The following is a 20,572-nucleotide window of genomic DNA, read 5'->3' on the forward strand; positions in this document are numbered from 1 at the left end:
CGTACCGGAGGGTAGATCAAAGCAGAAGCGCCATGTCACGCATATCCGATTTTTTCAATAAAAAGCAATAAATGGGGCGGATGGACGGTGAAATGCCCTTCGAGCGTCGTTGATGATCTTGTGTCCGGTTTGTCATGATTCTAGCGTTCCACGCGCCGGAATTAATCTGTTGAAAAATCAACGAACAAAATGGACCGATTGAAATCTGTGAGGCGTTGGCTAACTCGTGAGGTTCATGCTCAAATTGGGCCCAAACTTGCCTGCGAGCATTCATCAGTGTGACCAAGTCCCTGAAGCAGGCCACGCGAGAGGTTGCCACTAGTGAGGACAACGACGACCAAACATGGTCGTGTCGGGGCCCCCGCTCTGCCGGGTCAGTCCGTGGCTGACGAGAAGTCCGCCGAGCCGGTGCCCGCGCCCGGTAGCGCGATGGCCCTCCGCAATTGGCGGGTGCGAACCCGCCTCATTTCTCTCATCGCCATTCCCACGCTGGTGGCCGTGATGCTGGGCGGGCTCCGCGTCACCACCTCGGTCAGCAGCGCACAGCAGTATCAGCACATCAGCAACGTGAGCACCCTCGTCGCGCAGCTCGGCGAGCTGTCCCGCGAGATGGCGCTCGAACGCGACCTCTCGGCGCAGTTCGTCGCCTCCAACAGGGCGTCGGCCGAGAAGGACCAGCTCGAGGCCCAGCAGGACATCGTGAACGCCAGCGTGACGCGCACGGGCGCGGCGGCCACGGCGGCCGAGGACTCACTGTCCGATCTCGGCCGCAAGAAACTGGCCACCGTACGCACCCGGCTGACCCAGCTCACCTCGCTGCGAGCCACCGTGACCGGCTCGCAACTGCCGCCGCTCCCGACGATGGAGAAGTACTCCGAGGCCATCGCCGAGATGGTGCAGCTCTACGACGAGGTCACGCAGGGCTCGACGGACGAGCAGCTCATCTCCACGACCGCGGCCCTGCAAGCCATGGCCCGCTACGAGGAGGAGACCTCCAAGCTGCGGGGCCTGCTGATGATCGCGCTCGTCAGGGGGTCGTTCGAAGAACCCGAGTACAAGGCGTTCCTCGACGCCCGCTCCAGGCGCGAGAGCGCGCGCACCGCGTTCCGCACCGCGGCCACCGTCGCCCAGCGGCAGTTCTTCGACAACACGGTCGCCAGCGTGAAGGTCGGGCGGGGCGAGTTCTACATGAACAGGGCCGTGTTCCTGACCAACACGGGTCTGTCCCTGCGCCGGCTCGACACCTCGACCTCCGACGACGTCTCCCGCTGGTTCGAGTCCATCAGCGACACCGTCGACAGCGCGCACACCGTGCAGAAGGCGCTGTCGGAGCAGGTCACCACGATCAGCACCGACGTGCAAAGCAATGACCAGTACGTGGCCGTGCTCAACATCGCCCTCGTCATCACCCTGATCATCCTGGTTCTGGCCATCACCGCCGTCATGGCGCGCTCGCTCGTCCGGCCGCTCAGGCGGCTGCGCGGAGACGCGCTCAAGGTCGCCGGCCAGACGCTGCCCGAGCTCGTGCGGCAGCTCCGCACCAGCGAGGTCAGCTCGGACGACATACAGGTGCCACCGATCGCCGTCTCGTCGAAGGACGAGATCGGGGAAGTGGCGCGGGCCTTCGACGAGGTACACCGCGAAGCCGTACGACTGGCGGGCGAGGAGTCCAAGCTCCGTACCAACGTCAACGCGATGTTCGTCAACCTCTCCCGCAGAAGCCAGACGCTGGTCGAGCGGCAGATCACCCTCATCGACGGGCTGGAGCAGGGCGAGCAGGACGAGAGCCGGTTGGCGAACCTGTTCAAGCTGGACCACCTGGCCACCCGCATGCGCCGCAACAGCGAGAACCTCCTGGTCCTCGCCGGTCAGGACCCGCCGCGACGCTGGAGCCAGCCGGTCAAGCTGATCGACGTGACCCGCGCCACGCTGTCGGAGGTCGAGAACTACGAGCGGGTCGTCCTGCAGGTGCCCGACGGCGTGTCCGTCGCCGGCCAGGCCGTCAACGACGTCATCCACCTGCTCGCCGAGCTGGTGGAGAACGCGCTGTCGTTCTCGCCGCGCGAGACCCGCGTGACGGTCTCCGGCAGCCGGATCGACGGCGGCGGTGTCATGCTGTCGATCACCGACTCCGGCATCGGCATGACCGTAGAGGAGCTGGGCCAGGCCAACGACCGCCTGGTCGACGCGCCCATCGTGGACGTCTCGGTGTCGCGTCGCATGGGTCTGTTCGTGGTCGCCAGGCTGGCGCACCGGCACGGCATCCGGGTGCAACTGCGCCCGCACGGCTCCGGCGGCCTGACCGCCATGGTGCTGATGCCAGAAACGCTGGTGGGCGCGCAGGCGCCGGCGCCCGCCTACGCGGGTGTGCCCAGCGGCGCCCGCGAGGAGGCCTACCCCGCGCCGCAGTGGCAGGGCGGCGGCGGCTACCAGATGGGTCCAGGGCACCCGTCGTATTCCTCCATCCCGTCGGGTGGCTCGGCCGATGGCTGGCCCTCAACGCCCCCACGGCCCGACACTGGCCGGCCGGTCGAGCCGCGCTCGGACTACAGCACCTACGACTCCACCGACATCTGGGCGCCGTCGAGGAACCCGAGCATTCCGAGCATTCCGAGCAGCCCGAGCGGCCCGAGCAGTTGGCCCAGCGACAGTGGGCTGCCGAAATGGCCCACCGGCGACCAGCCGCAGAGCTGGAGCCGCGGCGATCGCGCGGGTGGCCCGGCGCGGCAGAGATACGACTTCCCCGAGACCGGATCGGTCGCCACCGGCCCGATCCCGACCGTGAAGCCGGCCACCTCGGGCGACGAGTACCTGCCGATCTTCGCGGCGGTGGAGTCGGCCTGGTTCGAGCACGGGAGCGAGTCCAGTGCCAGCTGGGGATCGTCCAATGCCGACGCCGGCTGGAGCGCGGCCGAGACCGTGGTGCAGCCGGTACGCGACGGCGCGACCTCGGCGGGCCTCCCCAAGCGGGTGCCCAAGGCCAACCTGGTGCCGGGCTCGGCCCAGACGGCCGCCGCGCCCCAGAACGTGGCACCGATGCCGGCACCCTCGCCGGAGCAGGTGCGCAACCGCCTGTCCAGCTTCCAGCAGGGTTTTCGGGCGGCCCGAAATGACATCAGTTCGGGCAAGACATCTGCTGCCGACCCCACGAACAGCGGAGGGGGCACATGACCGACCTGACGTACGTGGCACATGGCCTCGACTGGCTGATCACTGAATTCGTCAGCACCGTCCCAGGCGTCGCCCACGCGGTCGTCGTCTCGTCCGACGGCCTACCGCTCGCGTTCTCGTCGGCCTTCCCCGCCGACCGGGCCGACCAGCTTGCCGCGATCGCCTCGGGGCTGGTCAGCCTGACGCAGGGAGCGGCCCGCATGTTCGAGTCCGGCCCCGTCACCCAGGCGGTGGTGGAGATGCAACGCGGGCTGATGCTGACGATGTCGATCAGCGACGGCTCGTGCCTGGCCGTGCTCGTGGCGCCCGACTGCGACATGGCGCTCGTGGCGTACCACATGACGCTCATGGTGGAGCGTACCGGCCAGGTGCTGACCCCGGCCGTGCACGCCCACCTGCGGGCCGGCCAGAGCAGGTGATACGACGGTCAGCCGGGCTGCCGGGTGAGCACCTGGCGGCTCGGCCGCACCCGCTCGGCCAGGAATTCCTCCCAGGACACGCGCGGCCCGGCCAGGTCGGGCACGAGACCGGCCGGTCCGGCTGAGCGCCCGCCTCGCGGCCGGCGTTCCGCAGGAGTGGTACGACCAGACGCCCCAGCGTGCCCGTGCCACCGGTGACCAGGATGGGAGATGCCCTGTCTGCTCCAAGCTAGTTTCGGACGCCCGGATTTCGAGGGTCCAGTTGGACGACCCGCGCGTGGAAGGAATGTGACATCGCCAGAAATAGTCGGAGCATCGACAGGAGTGCTAGCGGTGCTAGAGTTGATGGCATGTCGATTCAGGAGCGCCGGGAGCGCGAGCGGGCAGAGCGCGAACAGCTGATCATCACAGCCGCCCGCGCGCTGGCCGAGGCCGAAGGCTGGGAGGCGGTGACGACCCGGCGCCTGGCCGAACGCGTCGAATACAGCCAGCCGGTGCTCTACAGCCACTTCAAGGGCAAGGACGCCATCATGGCCGCCGTCGCCGTGGAGGGCTTCGCCGACCTGGCCGCCGACATGCGCGCGGCCCGTACCTCGGCGAGCGACCCTCGGGAGGCTCTCGCCGACGTCAGCGCCGCCTACGCGGACTTCGCCGAACGACGGCCCGCACTGTACGACGCCATGTTCAACCAGACCCTCGACCTGCCCTTCGCCACCCCCCAAGCACCGCCTGCCCTGCACGCGTGCTTCGGCGAACTGAGCCAGGCGCTGTGGCCACACACCGGCGACGACGAACTGGGCACGCTCACCGAGACCCTCTGGGCCGGCCTGCACGGACTGGTGACGCTGATGCGCGGCGGCAGGCTCCCGCCCGAGCTCCACGACCGGCGACTGGCGCTCCTGATCAGCCGCTTCTCACAGCCATCCGGCGACCGCACCTGATCACCCTCATGCCTCGGCGAGCAGCCGTCCCACGCCTGCCTGGCTGAAGACCTCCCGGCCCGCCAGGGCGATCGCGCCGATGATTCCCGCGTCGGCGCCGAGCTGGCTCGGTGTGATGATGAGCTTCCGCGTCGCCAGCGGCAACGCCTGTTCGTACACCGCCGCGCGGACTCCGGACAGGATCTCGTCCTGCAGCTCGCTCAAGGGGCCGCCGAGCACCAGCATGCGCGGATTGAGCGTGTGGATCAGCATCGCCACGACCTCGCCGATGTCGGCGGCCGCCTGGCGGATTCTGTGCAGCGCGCGGGTGTCGCTGTCGGCCACCAGCCGGGCCAGCTCGCGCGAGGCGTACAGCCGGTCGTCGATCGAGGACGGTGCGATGCCGAGGTCGGCGAGGACCGCGCGATGGCTCGCGACGGCCTCCAGGCAGCCGAACTTGCCGCACCTGCAGACGACGTCGCGCCGGGTGGACGCCCGGATGTGCCCGATGTCGCCGGCCGCGCCGTCGGCGCCGCGATGCACCGAGCCGTCCGCCGTCACGATGCCGGCGCCGATGCCCGATCCGACCTTGATGACCAGCAGGGGCGTGTCGGCCATCTCCTGGGTCGCCTCGCCCAGCGCCATCAGGTTCACGTCGTTGTCGACCGTGACGGCGGCGCCGAACTGCCCGCGCAGGTAGTCCCCGACGGGGTAGGCGTCCCAGCCGGGCATGATCGGCGGGCGCACCGCGCAGCCACGCTGGAAGTCGACGGGCGCCGGTAGGCCGGCGACGACGTGACGCACCCGGGCCGGATCATGGCCGTGCTCGGCGAGCATCGAACGCAGCCGCCCGGACACCTCGGCCAGCAGTTCCTCGGGACCGCGATCGACCGGCAGGTTGACGGTGTCGCGGCCGATGATGGTGCCGCCGAGGTCGGCGATCGCGAGCTGGGTCGCGGCGACGTCCACGTCGGCCACGGCGATCGTGCCGGCGCGCGGGCTGATGGTGAGCGCCCGGGGCGGCCGGCCGCGCACCGACTGGCTCGACTCGGTCTCCTCGACGATGCCGACCTCGATCAGGCTGTCCACCTGCTGACTGACGGTCGACCGGGCGAGGCCGGTGAGCCGCGCGATCGCCGCGCGGCTGGTCGCCTCGCCATTGGCGATCATCCCCAGCACCCGGTGCAGCGCGATGGCTACCGGCGCCGGCACGGCATGACCGCCGGTTTTCCCGTCTTTTTGCATGCGATGAAACTAAAGACGTCATCTTGTGCCTGTCAATACGCTCAACCATGCTCGGATATGGCCAAACAGTCTTTTGGAGGTCTGAACGTGGCGCATCCGCGCACTCAAGCCGTCATCATCGGCGCCGGCATGATCGGTTCGGTCCATGCGGCGGCCATCCGCGGCGTCGGCGCGACCGTGCGGGGCGTCGTCGGTTCCACCCCGAGCCGTTCCGACGTACTCGCCAAGGAGTGGGACGTCCCGGTGCGCTATCCGGACCTCGCGGCCGTGCTCGCCGATGACGCGGTGGACGTCGTACACGTCTGCACGCCGAACGCGCTCCACGCCGACCAGGCGGTGGCGGCGTTGCGGGCCGGCAAGCACGTGATCTGCGAGAAGCCGATCGCGACGTCGCTCGCCGACGCTCAGCGGCTCGCCTCGGTGACCGCCGAGACGGGCCGCACGCTCGCCGTCCCGTACGTCTACCGCTATCACCCGCTGGTCCGTGAGATCCGGGCCCGCCGGTTGAACGGCGACTTCGGCGCCTGGCAACTCCTGCACGGCAGCTACCTACAGGACTGGATGCTCGACGCCGGCACCGCGAACTGGCGCGTCGACGCCACGCTGGGCGGGCAATCGCGCGCTTTCGCCGACATCGGCTCCCACTGGTGCGACCTCGTGGAATGGGTGGCCGGCGTCCGGTTCCACGAGGTCACGGCGCGGCGCGGCATCACCAAGCCCGAGCGGCCCGCGGGCAGCGGCGCGACCTTCGGTCCGGCCAGCGGACCGGCATCGGACCAGCTGCGGCCGGTCACGACCGAGGATGTCGCCACCGTCCTGCTGCGGACGGCGGAGGGGGTGCTCGGCTCGTTGACGGTGTCGCAGGTATCGGCCGGACGCAAGAACCGGCTCTGGTTCGAGCTCGACGGCGCGGCCGGCAGCGCCGTGTTCGACCAGGAGAACCCGGAGTCGGTGTGGCTCGGCGACGTGGAGGGCGCCCGGATTGTCATACGAGACCCGAGTCAGGGATCGGCCGAGCAGCGCCGCCTGGCCACCCTTCCCGCCGGACACGCGCAGGGCTACGGCGACTGCTTCCGCGCGTTCGTCGACGACGCCTACTCGGCCATGGCCGGCCTGCCGGTCGTGGGACTGCCGACCGCCGCGGACGGCGTCCGCTCGGCACGGCTGGTCGATGCGGTACTGCGGGCCGACGAGAGCCTCACCTGGACCGTGGTCAAGTGATCACGACGCCAGGATCCATCCAGGAAGGAAAGAGAGAACGTGGCAACTCAGCCGCAGCACCACCGCATCGGCATCCTCGGTAGCGGCAACATCTTCAGCCGGTACGTCACCGGCATGGCCCGGTATCCGGAGCTTGAGATCGTCCGCGTCGGCGACATCGACGTCGACCGCGCCAAGCGGGCCGCCGGCGAGCACGGCATCCCGGGCTGGGGGGACGCCGACGAGCTCTACGCCGACGACTCGATCGACATCGTGGTCAACCTGACCCCGCCGGTGCACCACGCGAGCACGATCATGCGGGCGCTCGACGCCGGCAAGCACGTCTACGTCGAGAAGCCGCTGGCCACGACCGTCGCCGACGCGAAGACGGTGCTGGCGGCGGCCGCGGCCAGCGGGCGGGTGCTCGGCTCCGCTCCGGACACCTTCCTCGGCAGCGCCGCCCAGACCGCGCGCAAGGCGCTCGACGACGGGCTGATCGGCGAACCCATCGGCGCGTCGGCGTTCATCCGGCACAGCAAGGCCGAGACCTGGCATCCGGATCCGCGCTTCCTGTTCCAGGCCGGTGGCGGTCCCGTCCTGGACATGGGGCCGTACTATCTGGCGATCCTGGTGAACCTGCTCGGACCCGTCAGGTCCGTGGCGGGAGCCGCCCGCATCGGCGCGCCGGTGCGTACGGTGACCGCGCCGGATCGGGCCGTGGACTCCATCGACGTCGAGGTGCCCACCCACGCCTCGGCCGTCCTCGTCTTCGACTCCGGGGTCATCGGCACGACCATGATGAGCTTCGACGTCTGGGACAGCGATCTGCCCGCCATCGAGATCTACGGCACCGAGGGGACGCTCACGCTGCCCAATCCCAACCACTTCGACGGCGACGTCCGGGTGCGGCGGCACGGTGAAGCGGACTGGTCCGTGCTGCCGCCCGTGGTCGAGTTGTTCGGCGCGGTCGGCACCAAGGAGCAGGCGCGCCGCGGGCTCGGCGTACGGGATCTGGCCGACGCGATCGAGGGCGGACCGCACCGCGCCAACGCCGCGTTCGCCTTCCACGTGCTCGAAGCGCTGTCCGCGATCGACGGACCCGGGCAGGTCACCCTCTTGGAGAGCACATGCGACCGCCCGGCCGGCCGCTTCGAGAAGTGACCCCGCAGAGGGGATGACTCACCCCGCCGGGCGGCTGTGCGCGAGGGGGTGAGCCTCAGCGCCGGGCAACCCCGCGCGGCGGGCAGCCGCGCGGGGTGAGCCTCAGCGCCGGGCGGTGACGTCGATGACGACCTTGCCGGCCGCGTGACCGGCCTCCACCAGCGCGAGCGCGTCGCCCGCCGCGGACAGCGGGAACACCCGGCGGACGTACGGGTCCAGCTTCCCGGCGGCCACCAGGTCGGCCACGGCCGACAGCGTCGCCGGGTCACCGGTGCGCTTCAGCGGGCGCGCGCCGAAGCGGGCGACGGTCTCCTCGTCGGCCACGCTGCTCACCCGCGTCCGGGCGGTGATGACGCCCGCGACGCCATCGAGCGCGTCACCACCGGCCAGATCGAGAACCGCGTCGGCGCCGCCCGGAAGCAGCTCCTGGAGCCGGCGCGCGACGTCGTCGCGATCGTAGGCGACCGCCGTGGCGCCGAGGGACTCGATGAACGCCCGCTTCGCCTCGCTCCCGGTGCCCACGACGGTGACGCCACGCATGACCGCGAGCTGGGCCGCGACCGTGCCGACTCCCCCGCCGGCACCCAGGATCAGCAGCGTCTGCCCGGGAGCCGGGCCGAGAGTGGCGAGCCCCTCATAGGCGGTCCCCGCCGCGATCGGCAGCGCCGCCGCGTCGATGAACGACAGTCCGTCCGGCATCCGCGCCGCCCGTTCCACCGGCAGCAGCGCCAGCTCGGCGTAGCCGCCACAGCCGCCGACCGTACTGCCGAGGACCTTGTCCCCGACGGCGAGTTCGACGACTCCCGGCCCGGTCCGCACAACGGTCCCTGAGACCTCACGGCCGAGGGTCGCGGGCAGCTTCAGCGGCAGGAAGGCGCGGTGCATGCCGGCCCGGACCTTCCAGTCCACCGGGTTGACGCCGGCCGCGCGCACCTCGACGAGCACTTCGCCCTGTCCCGGCTCGGGTGCGGGAACGTCGAGAAAGCGCTGGAGGTCAGGACCGCCGTAGTCGAGGAACCCGTATGTGAGAGGCATGGTCCCGGACGCTATCCGCCGCAGGTCGATGGGCGTGACGCGCCGTTTCGGTCAGCGAACCGGCAGACGGACGGACGGTCCAGATCTTGCGCGGCAGCGCAGGCAGGCGGGCTGTTCCGGTCAGCGAACCGGTGCGAGGGCCTGCCGGAATCCTGCGTCCTAGGGTGTGAGGCCACCACCTGAAGGACGGTGACGACGGTGCGAATGCCTGACGATCCCGTTGCCGAACCCGTTCGGCGCTCGGTGATCATCTCGGCCGTCTTCGGCTGCGGACGGCGGAACCGAGCCGCTCGCTTTATGTCGGAAACAAAACTAAAAGCGGCGGGTTGCGCCTATCTGAGTCACAAACCATGCTCCTCGCCAGAGGACAAATCGGGCTGACTGTACAATTCCCGACGCCTTGGTACATCCCCCACCCCCAGAATGTCTCGAGGAGTATCGATGTCACTGACGAAGTCCGCCTGGCGACGCCGGCTCGCAGCAGGCGCCACCGGCGCGGCGATGCTCGCGTCCGCCGCGTGCAGTGCCGCCGACCAAGGCGCCATCGGCAGCTCCGCGCCCTCCGGCCCGGCGAGCAAGGGCGGAACCCTCGTGGTCGGGCAGACGACCGAGGCCGAACCGGGCTCGTTCCTCAAGACCTCGTTCGGCAACATCCTGTGGGAGTACGCCGTCCTCGAGACGCTGACCCTCATCGACACCAAGACCGGGCAGCCCAACGGCGTCCTGGCCAAGTCCTGGACGCTGGCGCCGGACGGCAAGAGCCTGGACATCAAGCTCCGCGACGACGTGACCTTCCACAGCGGCCGCAAGCTGACCGTGGCAGACGTCATCTTCGCCATCAAGCAGGTCCAGGACCCGAAGGTGGGGGCGGCGAACCAGTCGATCGCCGCCCAGATCTCCGACATGAAGGCGACGGGCGACTACGAGCTCGCGCTGACCTTCAAGCAGCCGCTGCCGAACGTCTTCGACCTCTTCGAGACCATGCCGATCCCGAACAAGGACGCCTACGCCGACTACGCGGCCGGCACCAAGGTGGACGGCACCGGACGCTTCGAGTGGAAGTCGTGGACCCCGGGCGGCAAGCTCCAGCTCGCCAAGTACGCGAAATACCGCGATGCCCAGAACACCCATCTCGACAACATCGAGATCAACCTCATCAAGGACCCGACCGCGATGGTCGCGGCCATCCGCAGCGGCCGCGTCCAGTACGGTGTCGGCCTGGCCGGGCTGGACGCGAGAAGCCTGAGCCAGCAGCCGGGCTTCGCCCTCGTGTCGTCCGGCGGCGCGGCGATCCCGCTCGGCTTCGACGTGACCAAGCCACCGTTCGACAACAAGGCCGTGCGCCAGGCGATCCATTACGCGATCGACCGCGACCGCATCGTGCAGCAGGTCGAGGGCGGCCAGGCCCAGGCGACCAACCTGCCGTGGCGGACCTCCACGATCGGCTACGACGCCGCGCAGACCAAGCAGTACACCTACCAGCCCGACAAGGCCAAGCAAATGCTCGCCGCCGCGGGCGTGAAGGCGGGCACGTCGTTCGACGTGACCATGCTGAACACCCCCGAGGCCACCGGAGTCTTCCAGATCGTCAAGAACAACCTGGCCGCCGTCGGGCTGAACGCCAAGCCGGTCATCGCCACGGCCGACTATGACGCCAAGGTCTCCAGCAAGAACATGGGGACTCCCGCCTTCCTGATGATGAACAGCAACGGCCTCTCACCGGCGAGCGCCGTCGTGAGCCGCCCGGAGCTCCAGGCGGACGAGAACGTCTCACACTTCAAGAGCCCCGAGTACACGCGGCTCGTCAAGGCGGTCACCAGCGCCAGCACCACGCCCGACCAGCAGAAGGCGCTGCACGACTACAGCGCCTACTTCGCCGATGAGGCGTTCGTGCTCCCGCTGATCACCCGCCCCACCCTCACCGTGCGGTCGAACGCCCTGAACGACCTCGCACCTACGCAGATGGGCTTCCTCGACATCAGCCGGGCGTGGCTGTCCAAGTAATCGACCTTTAGAGCGACTGGCGGTATCGAGACGATGGTCCGGTTCCTGATACGCAAGATCCCATCAGTGGTGTTCGTGCTCTTCGCGAGCTCGATCGTCGCTTTCGCCCTGCCCCGTCTGGCGCCCGGTGACGTCGCCGTCACCCTCGCCGGCACGGATTCGACCGCGGCCACCATCGCCGCGATCCGGCAGGAGCTGGGCCTGAACCGGCCCCTGGTGGTTCAGTACTGGGACTGGATCGTCGGGCTCTTCCAGGGCGATCTCGGAGAGTCCTACCTCCTGCGCCGCAGCGTCGCGAGCCTCATCGGCGACCGGCTCGAAAGCACCCTGGAGCTCGCCGCGCTGGCGACGCTCCTGGTCATCGCGATAGGGACGACCCTGGGCGTCGCGGTCGGCTCGACCCGGCGCCGCTGGGCGCGGGCCGGCCTCGACCTGGTCAACAGCTTCTTCATCGCCATTCCGTCGTTCCTCACCGGCTTGGCGCTGATCCTGGTCTGCGGCGTGCTGAACCGCTGGCTGCCGGTCAGCGGCGAGGTCAGCTTCCTGGCGGATCCGGTGATCGGCTTCCAGTTCCTGATCCTGCCGGCGTTCGCGCTGGCGCTGCCCTCGGCCGCGGTCGTCGCCCGCCTGCTGCAGGCGGAGATGCTCGCCGTCAAGAACGAGGACTACGTCGACCTCGCGCTGAGCAAGGGGGCGTCGGCCACCCGGATCACCCTCCGGCACGTACTGAGGAACAGCGTGGGAACCGCGGTCGTGGCCGTGGGGCTCCAGATCGGCAACCTGCTCGCCGGCGCGGTGATCATCGAGGCGATCTTCAACCGCAACGGGCTCGGCCAGCTCGCCGTGTCCAGCGTGCAGACCCGCGACTTCACCGTGTTGCAGGTGCTGATCCTCGCCATCGTCTTCGTGGCGGTGCTCTGTCAGATCCTCACCGAGGTCGTCCTGGCAGGACTTGACCCGCGCATCAAATTGGGAGAGTAGGTATGGCAGACCCTCAGCTGGTACCCCCCGACGTGGCTCTCCCAGAGGCGCGCCGGCGACTGAACCCGACCCTGGCCCGCTACCTGGCGGCGCTCCGCACGCCGAAGGGGGTGGTCGGGCTGTCGATCCTCCTCCTCATGGGACTCGCCGCCCTGCTCGCGCCCGTGCTGTTCCCCGGTGGCTACGACCAGCAGGGGCCGGAGGCGCTGACCGGGATGTCGGCCAAGCACGTCTTCGGCGTCGACGAGTTCGGCCGCGACATCTTCGTCCGCAGCCTCTACGGCCTGCGTATCGACCTGAGCCTCATCCTCACCGCGGTCCCCCTCAGCATGGCGGCGGGCACGCTGCTCGGCCTGAGCGGCGTGATCTCCGAACGCCTGGGCGCCGCGGTGCAGCGGCTGCTCGACGTGATCATCGGCTTCCCCGGCCTGATCCTGGGGATCTGCCTGGTCGCCATCCTCCAGCCGGGCTGGCCGGCGCTCTTCCTCACGATCCTGATCAGCGGCCTGCCCACCGCCGGACGCCTCGCCCGCGGCGCCTGGCTGACCCAGCAGAGCAGGGAGTACGTCCTCGCCGCCCGGGTGCTCGGCGTCTCACGATGGCAGTTGCTCGTACGCCACGTGCTGCCGAACGCGATGGACGCCATCGTCGTCAACGGCGCCGTCTGGATGGTCGTCGGCGTCTACATCGAGGCCGGACTGAGCATCGTCGGCCTCGGCGTGCAGCCGCCGACGCCCTCGCTCGGCGTGCTGCTGAACAACGGCCTGCGGTTCGTCACCCAGTCACCCACGTACATCGTCGGCCCGGCCCTGCTGCTCCTGCTGGTCTCGGTCGGCTTCAGTCTGCTGTCGGACGCGCTCAACGAGGCGGTGAACCGCCGATGACCTCCACCGAATCGATGGCACCGGTGACGGCCAAGGACGCGCCGCTGCTGCGCGTCGAGGGGCTGCGGACGGAGTTCCGCTCGAAGAAGGGCGGCATCAAGGCCGTCAACGACGTCAGCTTCGACATCTACCCGGGTGACGTGCTGGGCATCGTCGGCGAGTCCGGCTCGGGCAAGTCGGTGACGGCGCGCTCCATCATGCGCATGCTGCGCCCGCCGGGCGAGGTCGTCGCCGGCTCCGTACGGTTCGGCGGGGAAGACCTGCTCACGCTGCCCGAACGGGAGATGAGACGCCGCCGCGGCAGCAAGGTGGCCCTGGTCTTCCAGGACCCGCAGTCCGCGCTCAACCCCGTCATGAAGGTGGGCGATCAGATCGTCGAGGCCATGACGGTCCATGGCGTCGGCAAGCAGGCCGCGCGCGAGCGCGCGATCGACCTGCTGGAGCAGGTCGGCATCCCCGACGTCCAGACGAAGATCGACCACTACCCGCACCAGTTCTCCGGCGGCATGCGCCAGCGCGTCGTCATCGCGATCGCCCTGGCGAACGACCCCGCGCTGCTGATCGCCGACGAGCCGACCACCGCCCTCGACGTCACCATCCAGGCCCAGATCCTGCGTCTGCTCGCCAGGCTCCGCACCGAGCTGGGCATCGCCATCGCGATCATCACCCATGACATGGGTGTGGTGGCCGAACTCTGCACGGACGTCGTCGTCATGTACGGCGGCCGCACCGTCGAGAAGGGGACCGTCGAGCAGGTCTTCGAGCAGCCGCGGCATCCGTACACCGCGGCGTTGCTGGCGGCCATGCCCCGTATCGACGACGACCGGACCGGCCGGTCGCTGCCCGCGATCCCGGGCGCGCCGCCCGATCCCGCCGCGCCACCCCCCGGCTGTCCCTTCGCCCCCCGGTGCCGGTTCACCGAGGAGGTCTGCGAGCAGGAGCCGCCGGCGTTGCTGCAGATCGGCGGCGCCGGGCAGGCCGCGGCCTGCTTCGTCGCCCAGCGGGGCGCCGGCGGCCTCGATCTTTCCGCTCCGGTGCCGGACGAACAGGCCGCGACCGGCACACCGGCCGCTCCCCCTGCGGCCGAGGCCGTCCTGGAGGTCCGGGACCTGAGAGTCGACGTCGGATCCCGGCGGCGCGGGCTGTTCCACCGTGAGCCCCCCGTGTACGCGGTCGACTCGGTGAGCCTGTCGGTGCACGCGGGCCGCACGCTCGGGCTCGTGGGCGAGAGCGGCTGCGGCAAGTCGACGCTGTCGCGCAGCATCGTGGGCATCAATCAGGTCGCGGGCGGGTCGATCCTCGTCGACGGCGCCGACGTGAGCGCGATGGGCGGGGAGGAGCTGACGCGGGTCCGGTCCTCGGTGCAGTACCTGTTCCAGGATCCGTACGCGTCGCTGAACCCGCGCCGCACCATCCGGCAGTCGCTGGCCGAGGCACTCGCGTTCAGAGGCATCGGCGGGCGGGCCCGCGAGGAGGCGGCGCGATCGCTGATGGCGCAGGTCGGGCTCCGAACCGAGCACCTCGACCGTTACCCGCACGCGTTCTCGGGCGGCCAGCGCCAGCGGGTCGGCATCGCCCGTGCGCTGGCCCGCCAACCGCGCACGCTCATCCTCGACGAGCCGGTCTCCGCGCTGGACATGTCGATCCAGGCGCAGATCATCAACCTGCTGGAGAAGCTGCAGAACGAACTCGGGCTCGGCTACCTGTTCATCGCCCACGACCTGTCGGTCGTGCGTCACCTCAGCGACACCGTCGCGGTGATGTACCTCGGCCGGATCGTGGAGCACGGCGACGCCGCCGAGGTCTACGGCAACCCGCAGCACCCCTACACCGCCGCGCTGCTGTCGTCCTCGCCCGTCCCATCGGTCTCGGCGCGGTCCCGCGAACGCATCATCCTGCCGGGTGACCTGCCCAGCCCCGCCAACCCACCGACCGGTTGCCGTTTCCGCACCAGGTGCCCGATCGGCCCGCTGGCGCATCCGGATCGGACGATCTGTAAAGAGGTCGACCCGCAACTCACCCTCACCGCCACCGGCCAGCGTGCCGCCTGCCACTTCGCCGGCGAACTCACGCTCCAAGCCTGACACCGAATACCGAAAGGAAGCCATATGCCCGGCACACCGAAGATCGCCCTCAACCCCATCCAGTGGATGGCCAGCGCCGACGGATGGCTGGACCCGTCCTTGGCGCCCGAGCCGAAGCAGCGGCTGTCACTGATCAAGCAGGCCGGATTCGACGCCGTCATGGCCGAGGTCCCGGCCGGCTTCACCGTGGAGCAGTACCTGGCGCTGCTGGACGAGACCGGTCTGACGCTCGCGCCCGGCTACTTCGTCTGCCGGTCGGACGGCCGGGACGGCAACCAGGGCGACGTCGTGGCCAGTGCCACCGAGGTCGCGCGCCAGCACGCCCGGCTCGGCATGACCGAGATCGGTCTCGGGCTCGGCATGGCCAAGGACCGGCCGCGTGTGCTGCACCCCGGCCAGGGCTACGACGCGGACGACTCCCGCGTCGAGGCGGTGACGGCGCTGATCGGGCAGATCTCCGACGCCATGCTCGCCGAGGGCGTCCGGCCGTCGCTGCACCCGCATGTGGGCACGTGGATCGAGACCGAGGAGGAGGGCCGGGCGGTGCTCGACGCCCTTCCGTCGTCGCGGCTCGGCTTCCTCCCCGACACCGGGCACCTGGCGTGGGCGGGCGCCGACGTCGGCCGGTTCGTCAAGGACTACGCCGAGCGGATCCCGTTCGTGCACGTGAAGGACTGCCGGCTCAGCGTCGCCGCCGAAGGCCGCGAGAAGGACTGGGGCTACCAGCAGACCGTTCTGGCCGGGCTGTGGGTCGAGCCGGGCCGAGGTGAGCTCGATCTGGCCGGCATCATCGGCAATCTGCCCAGCGGGTTCGACGGGTGGCTGATGGTGGAGGTGGACCGTCCCGACATCGCCGACCCCTACGAGAGCGCGCAGGTGTCGGCCCGCTGGATGCACGGCACGTTCCCGGCGCAGAGCTGACACGCAGAGCTGACGCGCAGAGCTGACGCGCACCGCCGGCGCGGCGCCTTCGGCCGCGCCGGTGGTCGGCCGTCAGTCCCGCCTCTCGCTTCCGAAGGCACGGGAGATGCCCGCCGCGGTCGAAAGCAGTTCGGGCAGCAACAGCCTGGTCTCCAGGCGGGCCACCGGCGCGGTGGCCGACACCGACGCGACGACCGTGCCATCGGGGCCCGCGACGGGCACCGCCACGCTGCCGAATCCCAGCAAGATCTCTTCCCGCTCGACGGCGTAACCGCGTTCCCGGACGAGCACGAGCTGCCGTCGCAGATCTTCGACGGACCCGACCGTCCGTGGGGTCACGCTCGGCAGGCCGGTCAGCGCGAGGCGGCGCAGCCGTTCCTCCAGGTCGGAGCGCGTCGCGAGCAGGACCTTGCCCGTCGCCGTGCACGTCGCGGGCAACCGCCCACCGACCTGGGAGTGCGTATGGACGTTCGCCTCCCCTGCGACCTTCTCCACATACAGCACGTGGCCGCCATCGAGCACCGCCAGATGGATGGCCGCCCTGGTGGCGGCGAACAGGTCGGTGAGGAGAGGCCGCGCCACGCGACGCAGCATCGCCGACACCGGGACCCGCTGCCCCAGCTCGAACACGCGCATGCCGAGCTGGTAGGAATCTCCCCTGCGCTCCAGCAGTCCCCACTGCACCAGCTCCTGCGCGAGCCGGTACGCCGACGCCTTCGGCACCCCTGAGCGCCGGCTGAGCTCGGCGAGCCGGAGGTGGAAGGCCCCCGACTCGAAGGCGCCGAGAAGGAGCTGGGCCTTGCCGAGGACCGAGTTGGGATATGTCCCGTCATCGCTGGAGTCGGCGAACGCCGCCATGGACATCTGGACTCCTTCGCGCCGGTCCGGTCACCGGTCCCCTCCCGTAGCGATCACGGATGGGCCCGGCGAAACTCCGGAGGGGAAAGCCACCTTACCTCCGACACCTCCGACCTGCAGAAGAGGATCTTTTGCGCATCTCGCCGCCACTCCGATTCGGGTACGCCGACTCGCCGTTCGGCCAGCTTCACTACGCCGAGCAGGGCACCGGCCGCCCCTTGCTCCTCCTGCACCAGACGCCCCGATCCTGGGAGGAGTTCCGGGAGTTGATCCCCCTCCTGGCGCCGTGCCGGCGGGTCATCGCCATGGACATGCTCGGTTTCGGAGCCAGCGCGAAAGCCCCGGCGCCCCACACGATCGAGCTGTTCGCGACCGGTGCTCTGGCGCTGCTGGACGCCCTGGGCATCGAGCGCGCCGATCTCCTGGGCCACCACACCGGCGGCGCGGTGGCCGTCGAGGTGGCGGCGTCCGCGCCCGAGCGGATCGGCCGGCTCGTCCTGTCGTCGGCTCCGTGGATCGACGTCCGCTACCGCGAGTCCCATGCGAACGGACCGGGTGTGGACGAGGCCGTGCGCTCGCCCGACGGCGACCATCTGCGCAGGCTGTGGCGGCTCCGGCAGCCTTACTATCCCGCACCGGGCACGGACCTCCTCGACCGGTTCGTCCACGACGCCCTCACCCCCGGCGTCGATCCCGCGGAGGGGCATCGGGCGTGCGCGCGTTACTACATGGAGGACAAGATCGGGCTGGTCAAGACGTCCGTGCTGCTGCTGGGGGCCGCTGAGGACCCGTTCGCGCTGCCGTCCATGACGCCCCTCCGGGAGAACCTCACCGGAGCGGAGAGCGTGACGTCGGTCGTCATCGAAGGCGGCACGATCCCGCTCATGGAGCACAAGGCCCGAGAGGTCGCCGAGGTCGTGACGGCCTTTCTCACTCGCTGAACTCTCACCCGCTGACCGGCCTCAGCTCCGGCCTCCGTCGGCGGCCAGGATGGACTTCGTGATGCGCCTGCTCACCATGGTCAGCAGGCCCACGTACTTGTTGACGTCGGCGCGGAAGGTCGGTGCCGTCACCGACAGCGCCGCGACCATCGTTCCGGTGGCGCCGGTGAGCGGGATGGCCACGCTGAGGTAGCCGGTGCGGGTCTGCTCCTGCTCGATCGCGTACCCGACCTTGCGCGCCTGCTGGATCTCCTGGGCCAGCAGCCTGGGTACGGTGATCGTCCGCGGCGTCACGCGGGCCAGCGGTTCGGCGACGACGTCGCCGAACAGGGCACCCGGACCGAAGGCGAGCAGGGCCTTGCCGGTCGCGGTGCAGTGCAGCGGCATGCGTCCGGCGACGCGCGACGGCCTGGACACCTGGCCGTGACCGGACACCTTCTCCAGGTAGATCACTTCCAGTCCGTCCAGCACCGCCAGATGGATGGTCTCGCCGGTCGCCTGGTAGAGATCCTCCATGAAGGGCCGCGCCGCCTCGCGCAGGATCCGCTGGCGCGGCACGCGCTGCCCGATCTCGAACAGGCGCATGCCCAGCCAGTATTCGGATCCGCGCCGCTCCAGCAGCCCCCACTGCAGCAGTTCCTGAGCCAGCCGGTGGACCGACGCCTTGGCCACGCCGGTGCGGCGGACGATCTCGGACAGGCCGAGGCTCTCGTCGTCCGGGCCGAACGCCTCGAGGATCAGCCGTACCTTGCCCAGCACGCTGTTCGCCGCGCCGTCGGGCTCGGGCGGAAAGGCGATCGTGGGTTCACGGTCGACACGCGACAGCTGCGAGGAGATAAGCGTCATTGACCGATAATCGAGCTTATGTCCGGTTCGATCAACGGGCCTGTTCCGGTGAGCGAGACGGCCCTCAGTGATTGTTTCCCAGGTCGACGACCGCGCGTCCGCGTACTCGGCCGTCGCGCAGCAGTTCGAGCGCCTTGGCGATCTCCGACAGGTCGAACCGCTCGACCTCCAGGGTGAGCTCGCCCGTGGCCAGGCGGTCGATCAGCGCCGGGGCCACCTCGCGGGCCCGCCGCTCCTGCCGGACCATGTTCACCGGAAGCAACGCCACGTCGTCGAGCAGCCAGGACGGCAGATCGACCGTGACGGACGTCCCCAGCACGTAGCCGATCACCACGGCCCGGCCGCCGGGACGGACCCACCGCGAGCGTTCAACCAGCGCGTTCCCGCCGAGCGTGTCGACCAGCAGGGACGCCGGGCGGGCCGCGGCCAGCTCGGCGACCGCCTCGGCGTCGTCGGCCACCATCCCGCGGATCCCCTCGGGCACCTGACCGAGCTGATCGGCCCGGCCGACCACCCCGGTCACCGTGGCTCCGGCCAGCCGGGCCTGCTGAGCCACCATCGCGCCGACCGCGCCGGCGGCACCGGTCACGATGACCTCCTCGCCCGCCTCCAGGCGGGCGATGTCGTGCAGGGCGACGTACGCCGTGGTGGTCGGCAGGAAGAACGACGCCGCGACCTCCGGCGGGAGCGGCGAGGCCAGCGGGGTGACGGCCTTGGGGGTGACGCTGAGGCGTTCGCGCCAGCAACCGTCGCGCAGCAGGCCGAGCCCGCCACCGCGGAGCAGCACCTGCGTGCCCGGCGCCAAGGTGTCGGAGGCGAGGACCACGCCGCTGGCCTCGACACCGCCGACGTAGGGAAGCGGCGGCTTCAGGGCGAAATTCCCGCCGGCGACGGTCAGGTCCAGATGCCCCAGCGCGGCCGCCTGCACCTCGACGAGCACCTCTCCGGGCTTGTGCTCCGGCTCGGGCAGCTCCTCCACGATCGGCGCGGCGCCCCAGTCATGGAACCGGGCCGCGCGCATCAGCCGCGCCCCTTGCCGGAGAAGCCGGCCGCCGAGCTCTTGTCCAGAAAGGCCAGGCTGAGCGGGTTGTAGCGGGCGGCCTGCTCGTGCTGGGGCCAGTGGCCGCATTCCTCGAACAGTTCGAGCTGCGAGCCCGCGATGGCCTCGTGCATGGCGGTCGCCTCCGGCACGTCGCCGAACGGGTTCTTGCGGCCCCAGACGATCAGCGTGGGCTGGGAGATCCTGGCCAGATCGTCCGGCTGAAGGATGTTGCGCAGGCGGGTCTCCATATTCTGCAGGCATAGCAGATTGTCGACGTTGGCCACGAAGTCGGGCTGGTGGTAGATGGCGTGGCGCACCTCCACCAGCTCCTCGGTGGCGTCGGCCGGATCGGCCATCAGCAGCCGCAGCCGCTTGCGGGTGAGCTCCACGTCATCGCTGAGCACGGCCTCGCGGGTGCTCGTCCGGATGCGCTTCATGACCTCGGGATTGGCCACGGTCCCGCCCGCGCAGAGCAGCTGAAGGCTGGCCACCCGGTCGGGGTGGTCGATCGCGACGCGCCCGCCGACCCAGCCGCCCAGCGACTCCCCCACGATGTGGGCCCGCTCGATGCCCACCGCGTCGAAGTAGGCCAGCAGGTGGTCGGCATAACGCGGGATCTCGTACGGGTAGTCGGGCTTGCCGGTGTAGCCGTGGCCCAGCATGTCGATGGCGTGGCACTCGTAACGTGCCGCGTGCGCGGCCATGTTCCGGGTGAACGCTTCCAGGTGGCCGCTGGTCCCGTGCAGGAACACCACGGGCTCGCCCGACCCGGCCCGCAGGCTGCGGGTCCGCACTCCCGCCGCGTCCACGTACGAGACACTCACGTCCAGCGGGCTCAATTCTGTCCAGATACTCATCGT

The 20,572-nt window shown here is 70.0% G+C and carries 17 protein-coding genes; 11 read left to right on the plus strand and 6 right to left on the minus strand.

The window, feature by feature from the left end; genetic code table 11:
• The first annotated feature begins 381 nt into the window (after positions 1 to 381).
• From ACGFNP_RS20685 to ACGFNP_RS20695, 3 genes are all read left to right on the plus strand, one after another.
• Positions 382 to 3,171, plus strand: coding sequence for a nitrate- and nitrite sensing domain-containing protein (locus tag ACGFNP_RS20685; protein ID WP_393320725.1), 2,790 nt, complete (start codon positions 382 to 384; stop codon positions 3,169 to 3,171).
• The gene (locus ACGFNP_RS20690; protein WP_219539800.1) at positions 3,168 to 3,590 is read left to right on the plus strand and encodes a roadblock/LC7 domain-containing protein; all 423 of its coding nucleotides are present in this window, start codon (positions 3,168 to 3,170) and stop codon (positions 3,588 to 3,590) included. The genes ACGFNP_RS20685 and ACGFNP_RS20690 overlap by 4 nt, the downstream gene beginning before the upstream one ends.
• A gap of 350 nt (positions 3,591 to 3,940) precedes the next feature.
• Positions 3,941 to 4,531, plus strand: coding sequence for a TetR/AcrR family transcriptional regulator (locus ACGFNP_RS20695; protein WP_358316147.1), 591 nt, complete (start codon positions 3,941 to 3,943; stop codon positions 4,529 to 4,531).
• A gap of 6 nt (positions 4,532 to 4,537) precedes the next feature.
• Here the strand turns inward: ACGFNP_RS20695 and ACGFNP_RS20700 are convergent, their stop codons facing one another.
• On the minus strand, positions 4,538 to 5,755 hold the full coding sequence (locus ACGFNP_RS20700) for an ROK family transcriptional regulator (protein WP_358316145.1): 1,218 nt from the start codon (positions 5,753 to 5,755) through the stop codon (positions 4,538 to 4,540).
• Positions 5,756 to 5,842: 87 nt separating this feature from the next.
• Between ACGFNP_RS20700 and ACGFNP_RS20705 the strand changes: the two genes are divergently transcribed.
• On the plus strand, positions 5,843 to 6,976 hold the full coding sequence (locus tag ACGFNP_RS20705; RefSeq protein ID WP_393320730.1) for a Gfo/Idh/MocA family protein: 1,134 nt from the start codon (positions 5,843 to 5,845) through the stop codon (positions 6,974 to 6,976).
• Between the two features lie 39 nt (positions 6,977 to 7,015).
• Complete coding sequence (locus ACGFNP_RS20710; protein ID WP_358316139.1) at positions 7,016 to 8,116, plus strand: Gfo/Idh/MocA family oxidoreductase; 1,101 nt, start codon at positions 7,016 to 7,018, stop codon at positions 8,114 to 8,116.
• 102 nt (positions 8,117 to 8,218) lie between these two features.
• On the opposite strand, the gene ACGFNP_RS20715 is transcribed toward ACGFNP_RS20710, so the two are convergent.
• On the minus strand, positions 8,219 to 9,151 hold the full coding sequence (locus tag ACGFNP_RS20715; protein WP_393320734.1) for an NADP-dependent oxidoreductase: 933 nt from the start codon (positions 9,149 to 9,151) through the stop codon (positions 8,219 to 8,221).
• A 441-nt stretch (positions 9,152 to 9,592) separates the two neighbouring features.
• Between ACGFNP_RS20715 and ACGFNP_RS20720 the strand changes: the two genes are divergently transcribed.
• Genes ACGFNP_RS20720 through ACGFNP_RS20740 form a run of 5 tightly spaced genes read left to right on the plus strand, consistent with a single transcriptional unit; the run spans position 9,593 to position 16,025 of the window.
• On the plus strand, positions 9,593 to 11,155 hold the full coding sequence (locus ACGFNP_RS20720; RefSeq protein ID WP_393320737.1) for an ABC transporter substrate-binding protein: 1,563 nt from the start codon (positions 9,593 to 9,595) through the stop codon (positions 11,153 to 11,155).
• Between the two features lie 33 nt (positions 11,156 to 11,188).
• Entirely contained in the window at positions 11,189 to 12,136 is a 948-nt protein-coding gene (locus ACGFNP_RS20725; protein WP_358316130.1) for an ABC transporter permease, read from the plus strand.
• A gap of 2 nt (positions 12,137 to 12,138) precedes the next feature.
• The gene (locus ACGFNP_RS20730; RefSeq protein WP_358316127.1) at positions 12,139 to 13,020 is read left to right on the plus strand and encodes an ABC transporter permease; all 882 of its coding nucleotides are present in this window, start codon (positions 12,139 to 12,141) and stop codon (positions 13,018 to 13,020) included.
• Positions 13,017 to 15,104 carry a dipeptide ABC transporter ATP-binding protein gene (locus ACGFNP_RS20735; RefSeq protein WP_393320741.1) on the plus strand — a complete coding sequence of 696 codons (2,088 nt, stop codon included), beginning with the start codon at positions 13,017 to 13,019 and terminating at the stop codon, positions 15,102 to 15,104. Before ACGFNP_RS20730 ends, ACGFNP_RS20735 begins: the two co-directional genes overlap by 4 nt.
• A 24-nt stretch (positions 15,105 to 15,128) precedes the next feature.
• Positions 15,129 to 16,025 carry a sugar phosphate isomerase/epimerase family protein gene (locus tag ACGFNP_RS20740; protein ID WP_393320744.1) on the plus strand — a complete coding sequence of 299 codons (897 nt, stop codon included), beginning with the start codon at positions 15,129 to 15,131 and terminating at the stop codon, positions 16,023 to 16,025.
• Positions 16,026 to 16,097: 72 nt separating this feature from the next.
• On the opposite strand, the gene ACGFNP_RS20745 is transcribed toward ACGFNP_RS20740, so the two are convergent.
• Positions 16,098 to 16,889: an IclR family transcriptional regulator gene (locus ACGFNP_RS20745; protein ID WP_358316118.1), complete on the minus strand. Its 792-nt coding sequence runs from the start codon at positions 16,887 to 16,889 to the stop codon at positions 16,098 to 16,100.
• Positions 16,890 to 17,014: 125 nt separating this feature from the next.
• Between ACGFNP_RS20745 and ACGFNP_RS20750 the strand changes: the two genes are divergently transcribed.
• Positions 17,015 to 17,824, plus strand: coding sequence for an alpha/beta fold hydrolase (locus tag ACGFNP_RS20750; protein ID WP_358316115.1), 810 nt, complete (start codon positions 17,015 to 17,017; stop codon positions 17,822 to 17,824).
• Positions 17,825 to 17,845: 21 nt separating this feature from the next.
• On the opposite strand, the gene ACGFNP_RS20755 is transcribed toward ACGFNP_RS20750, so the two are convergent.
• The 3 genes from ACGFNP_RS20755 to ACGFNP_RS20765 all read right to left on the minus strand — a co-directional run bounded on the left by ACGFNP_RS20755 (position 17,846) and on the right by ACGFNP_RS20765 (position 20,569).
• Positions 17,846 to 18,670, minus strand: a complete 825-nt coding sequence (locus ACGFNP_RS20755; RefSeq protein ID WP_358316113.1) for an IclR family transcriptional regulator — start codon at positions 18,668 to 18,670, stop codon at positions 17,846 to 17,848.
• A gap of 64 nt (positions 18,671 to 18,734) precedes the next feature.
• Positions 18,735 to 19,691, minus strand: coding sequence for a zinc-binding alcohol dehydrogenase family protein (locus tag ACGFNP_RS20760; protein WP_393320749.1), 957 nt, complete (start codon positions 19,689 to 19,691; stop codon positions 18,735 to 18,737).
• Entirely contained in the window at positions 19,691 to 20,569 is an 879-nt protein-coding gene (locus tag ACGFNP_RS20765; protein WP_358316107.1) for an alpha/beta fold hydrolase, read from the minus strand. Before ACGFNP_RS20765 ends, ACGFNP_RS20760 begins: the two co-directional genes overlap by 1 nt.
• Positions 20,570 to 20,572: the final 3 nt, after the last annotated feature.

Origin of the sequence: Nonomuraea sp. NPDC049269, from assembly GCF_043197155.1 — a bacterium.
Lineage (GTDB): Bacteria > Actinomycetota > Actinomycetes > Streptosporangiales > Streptosporangiaceae > Nonomuraea.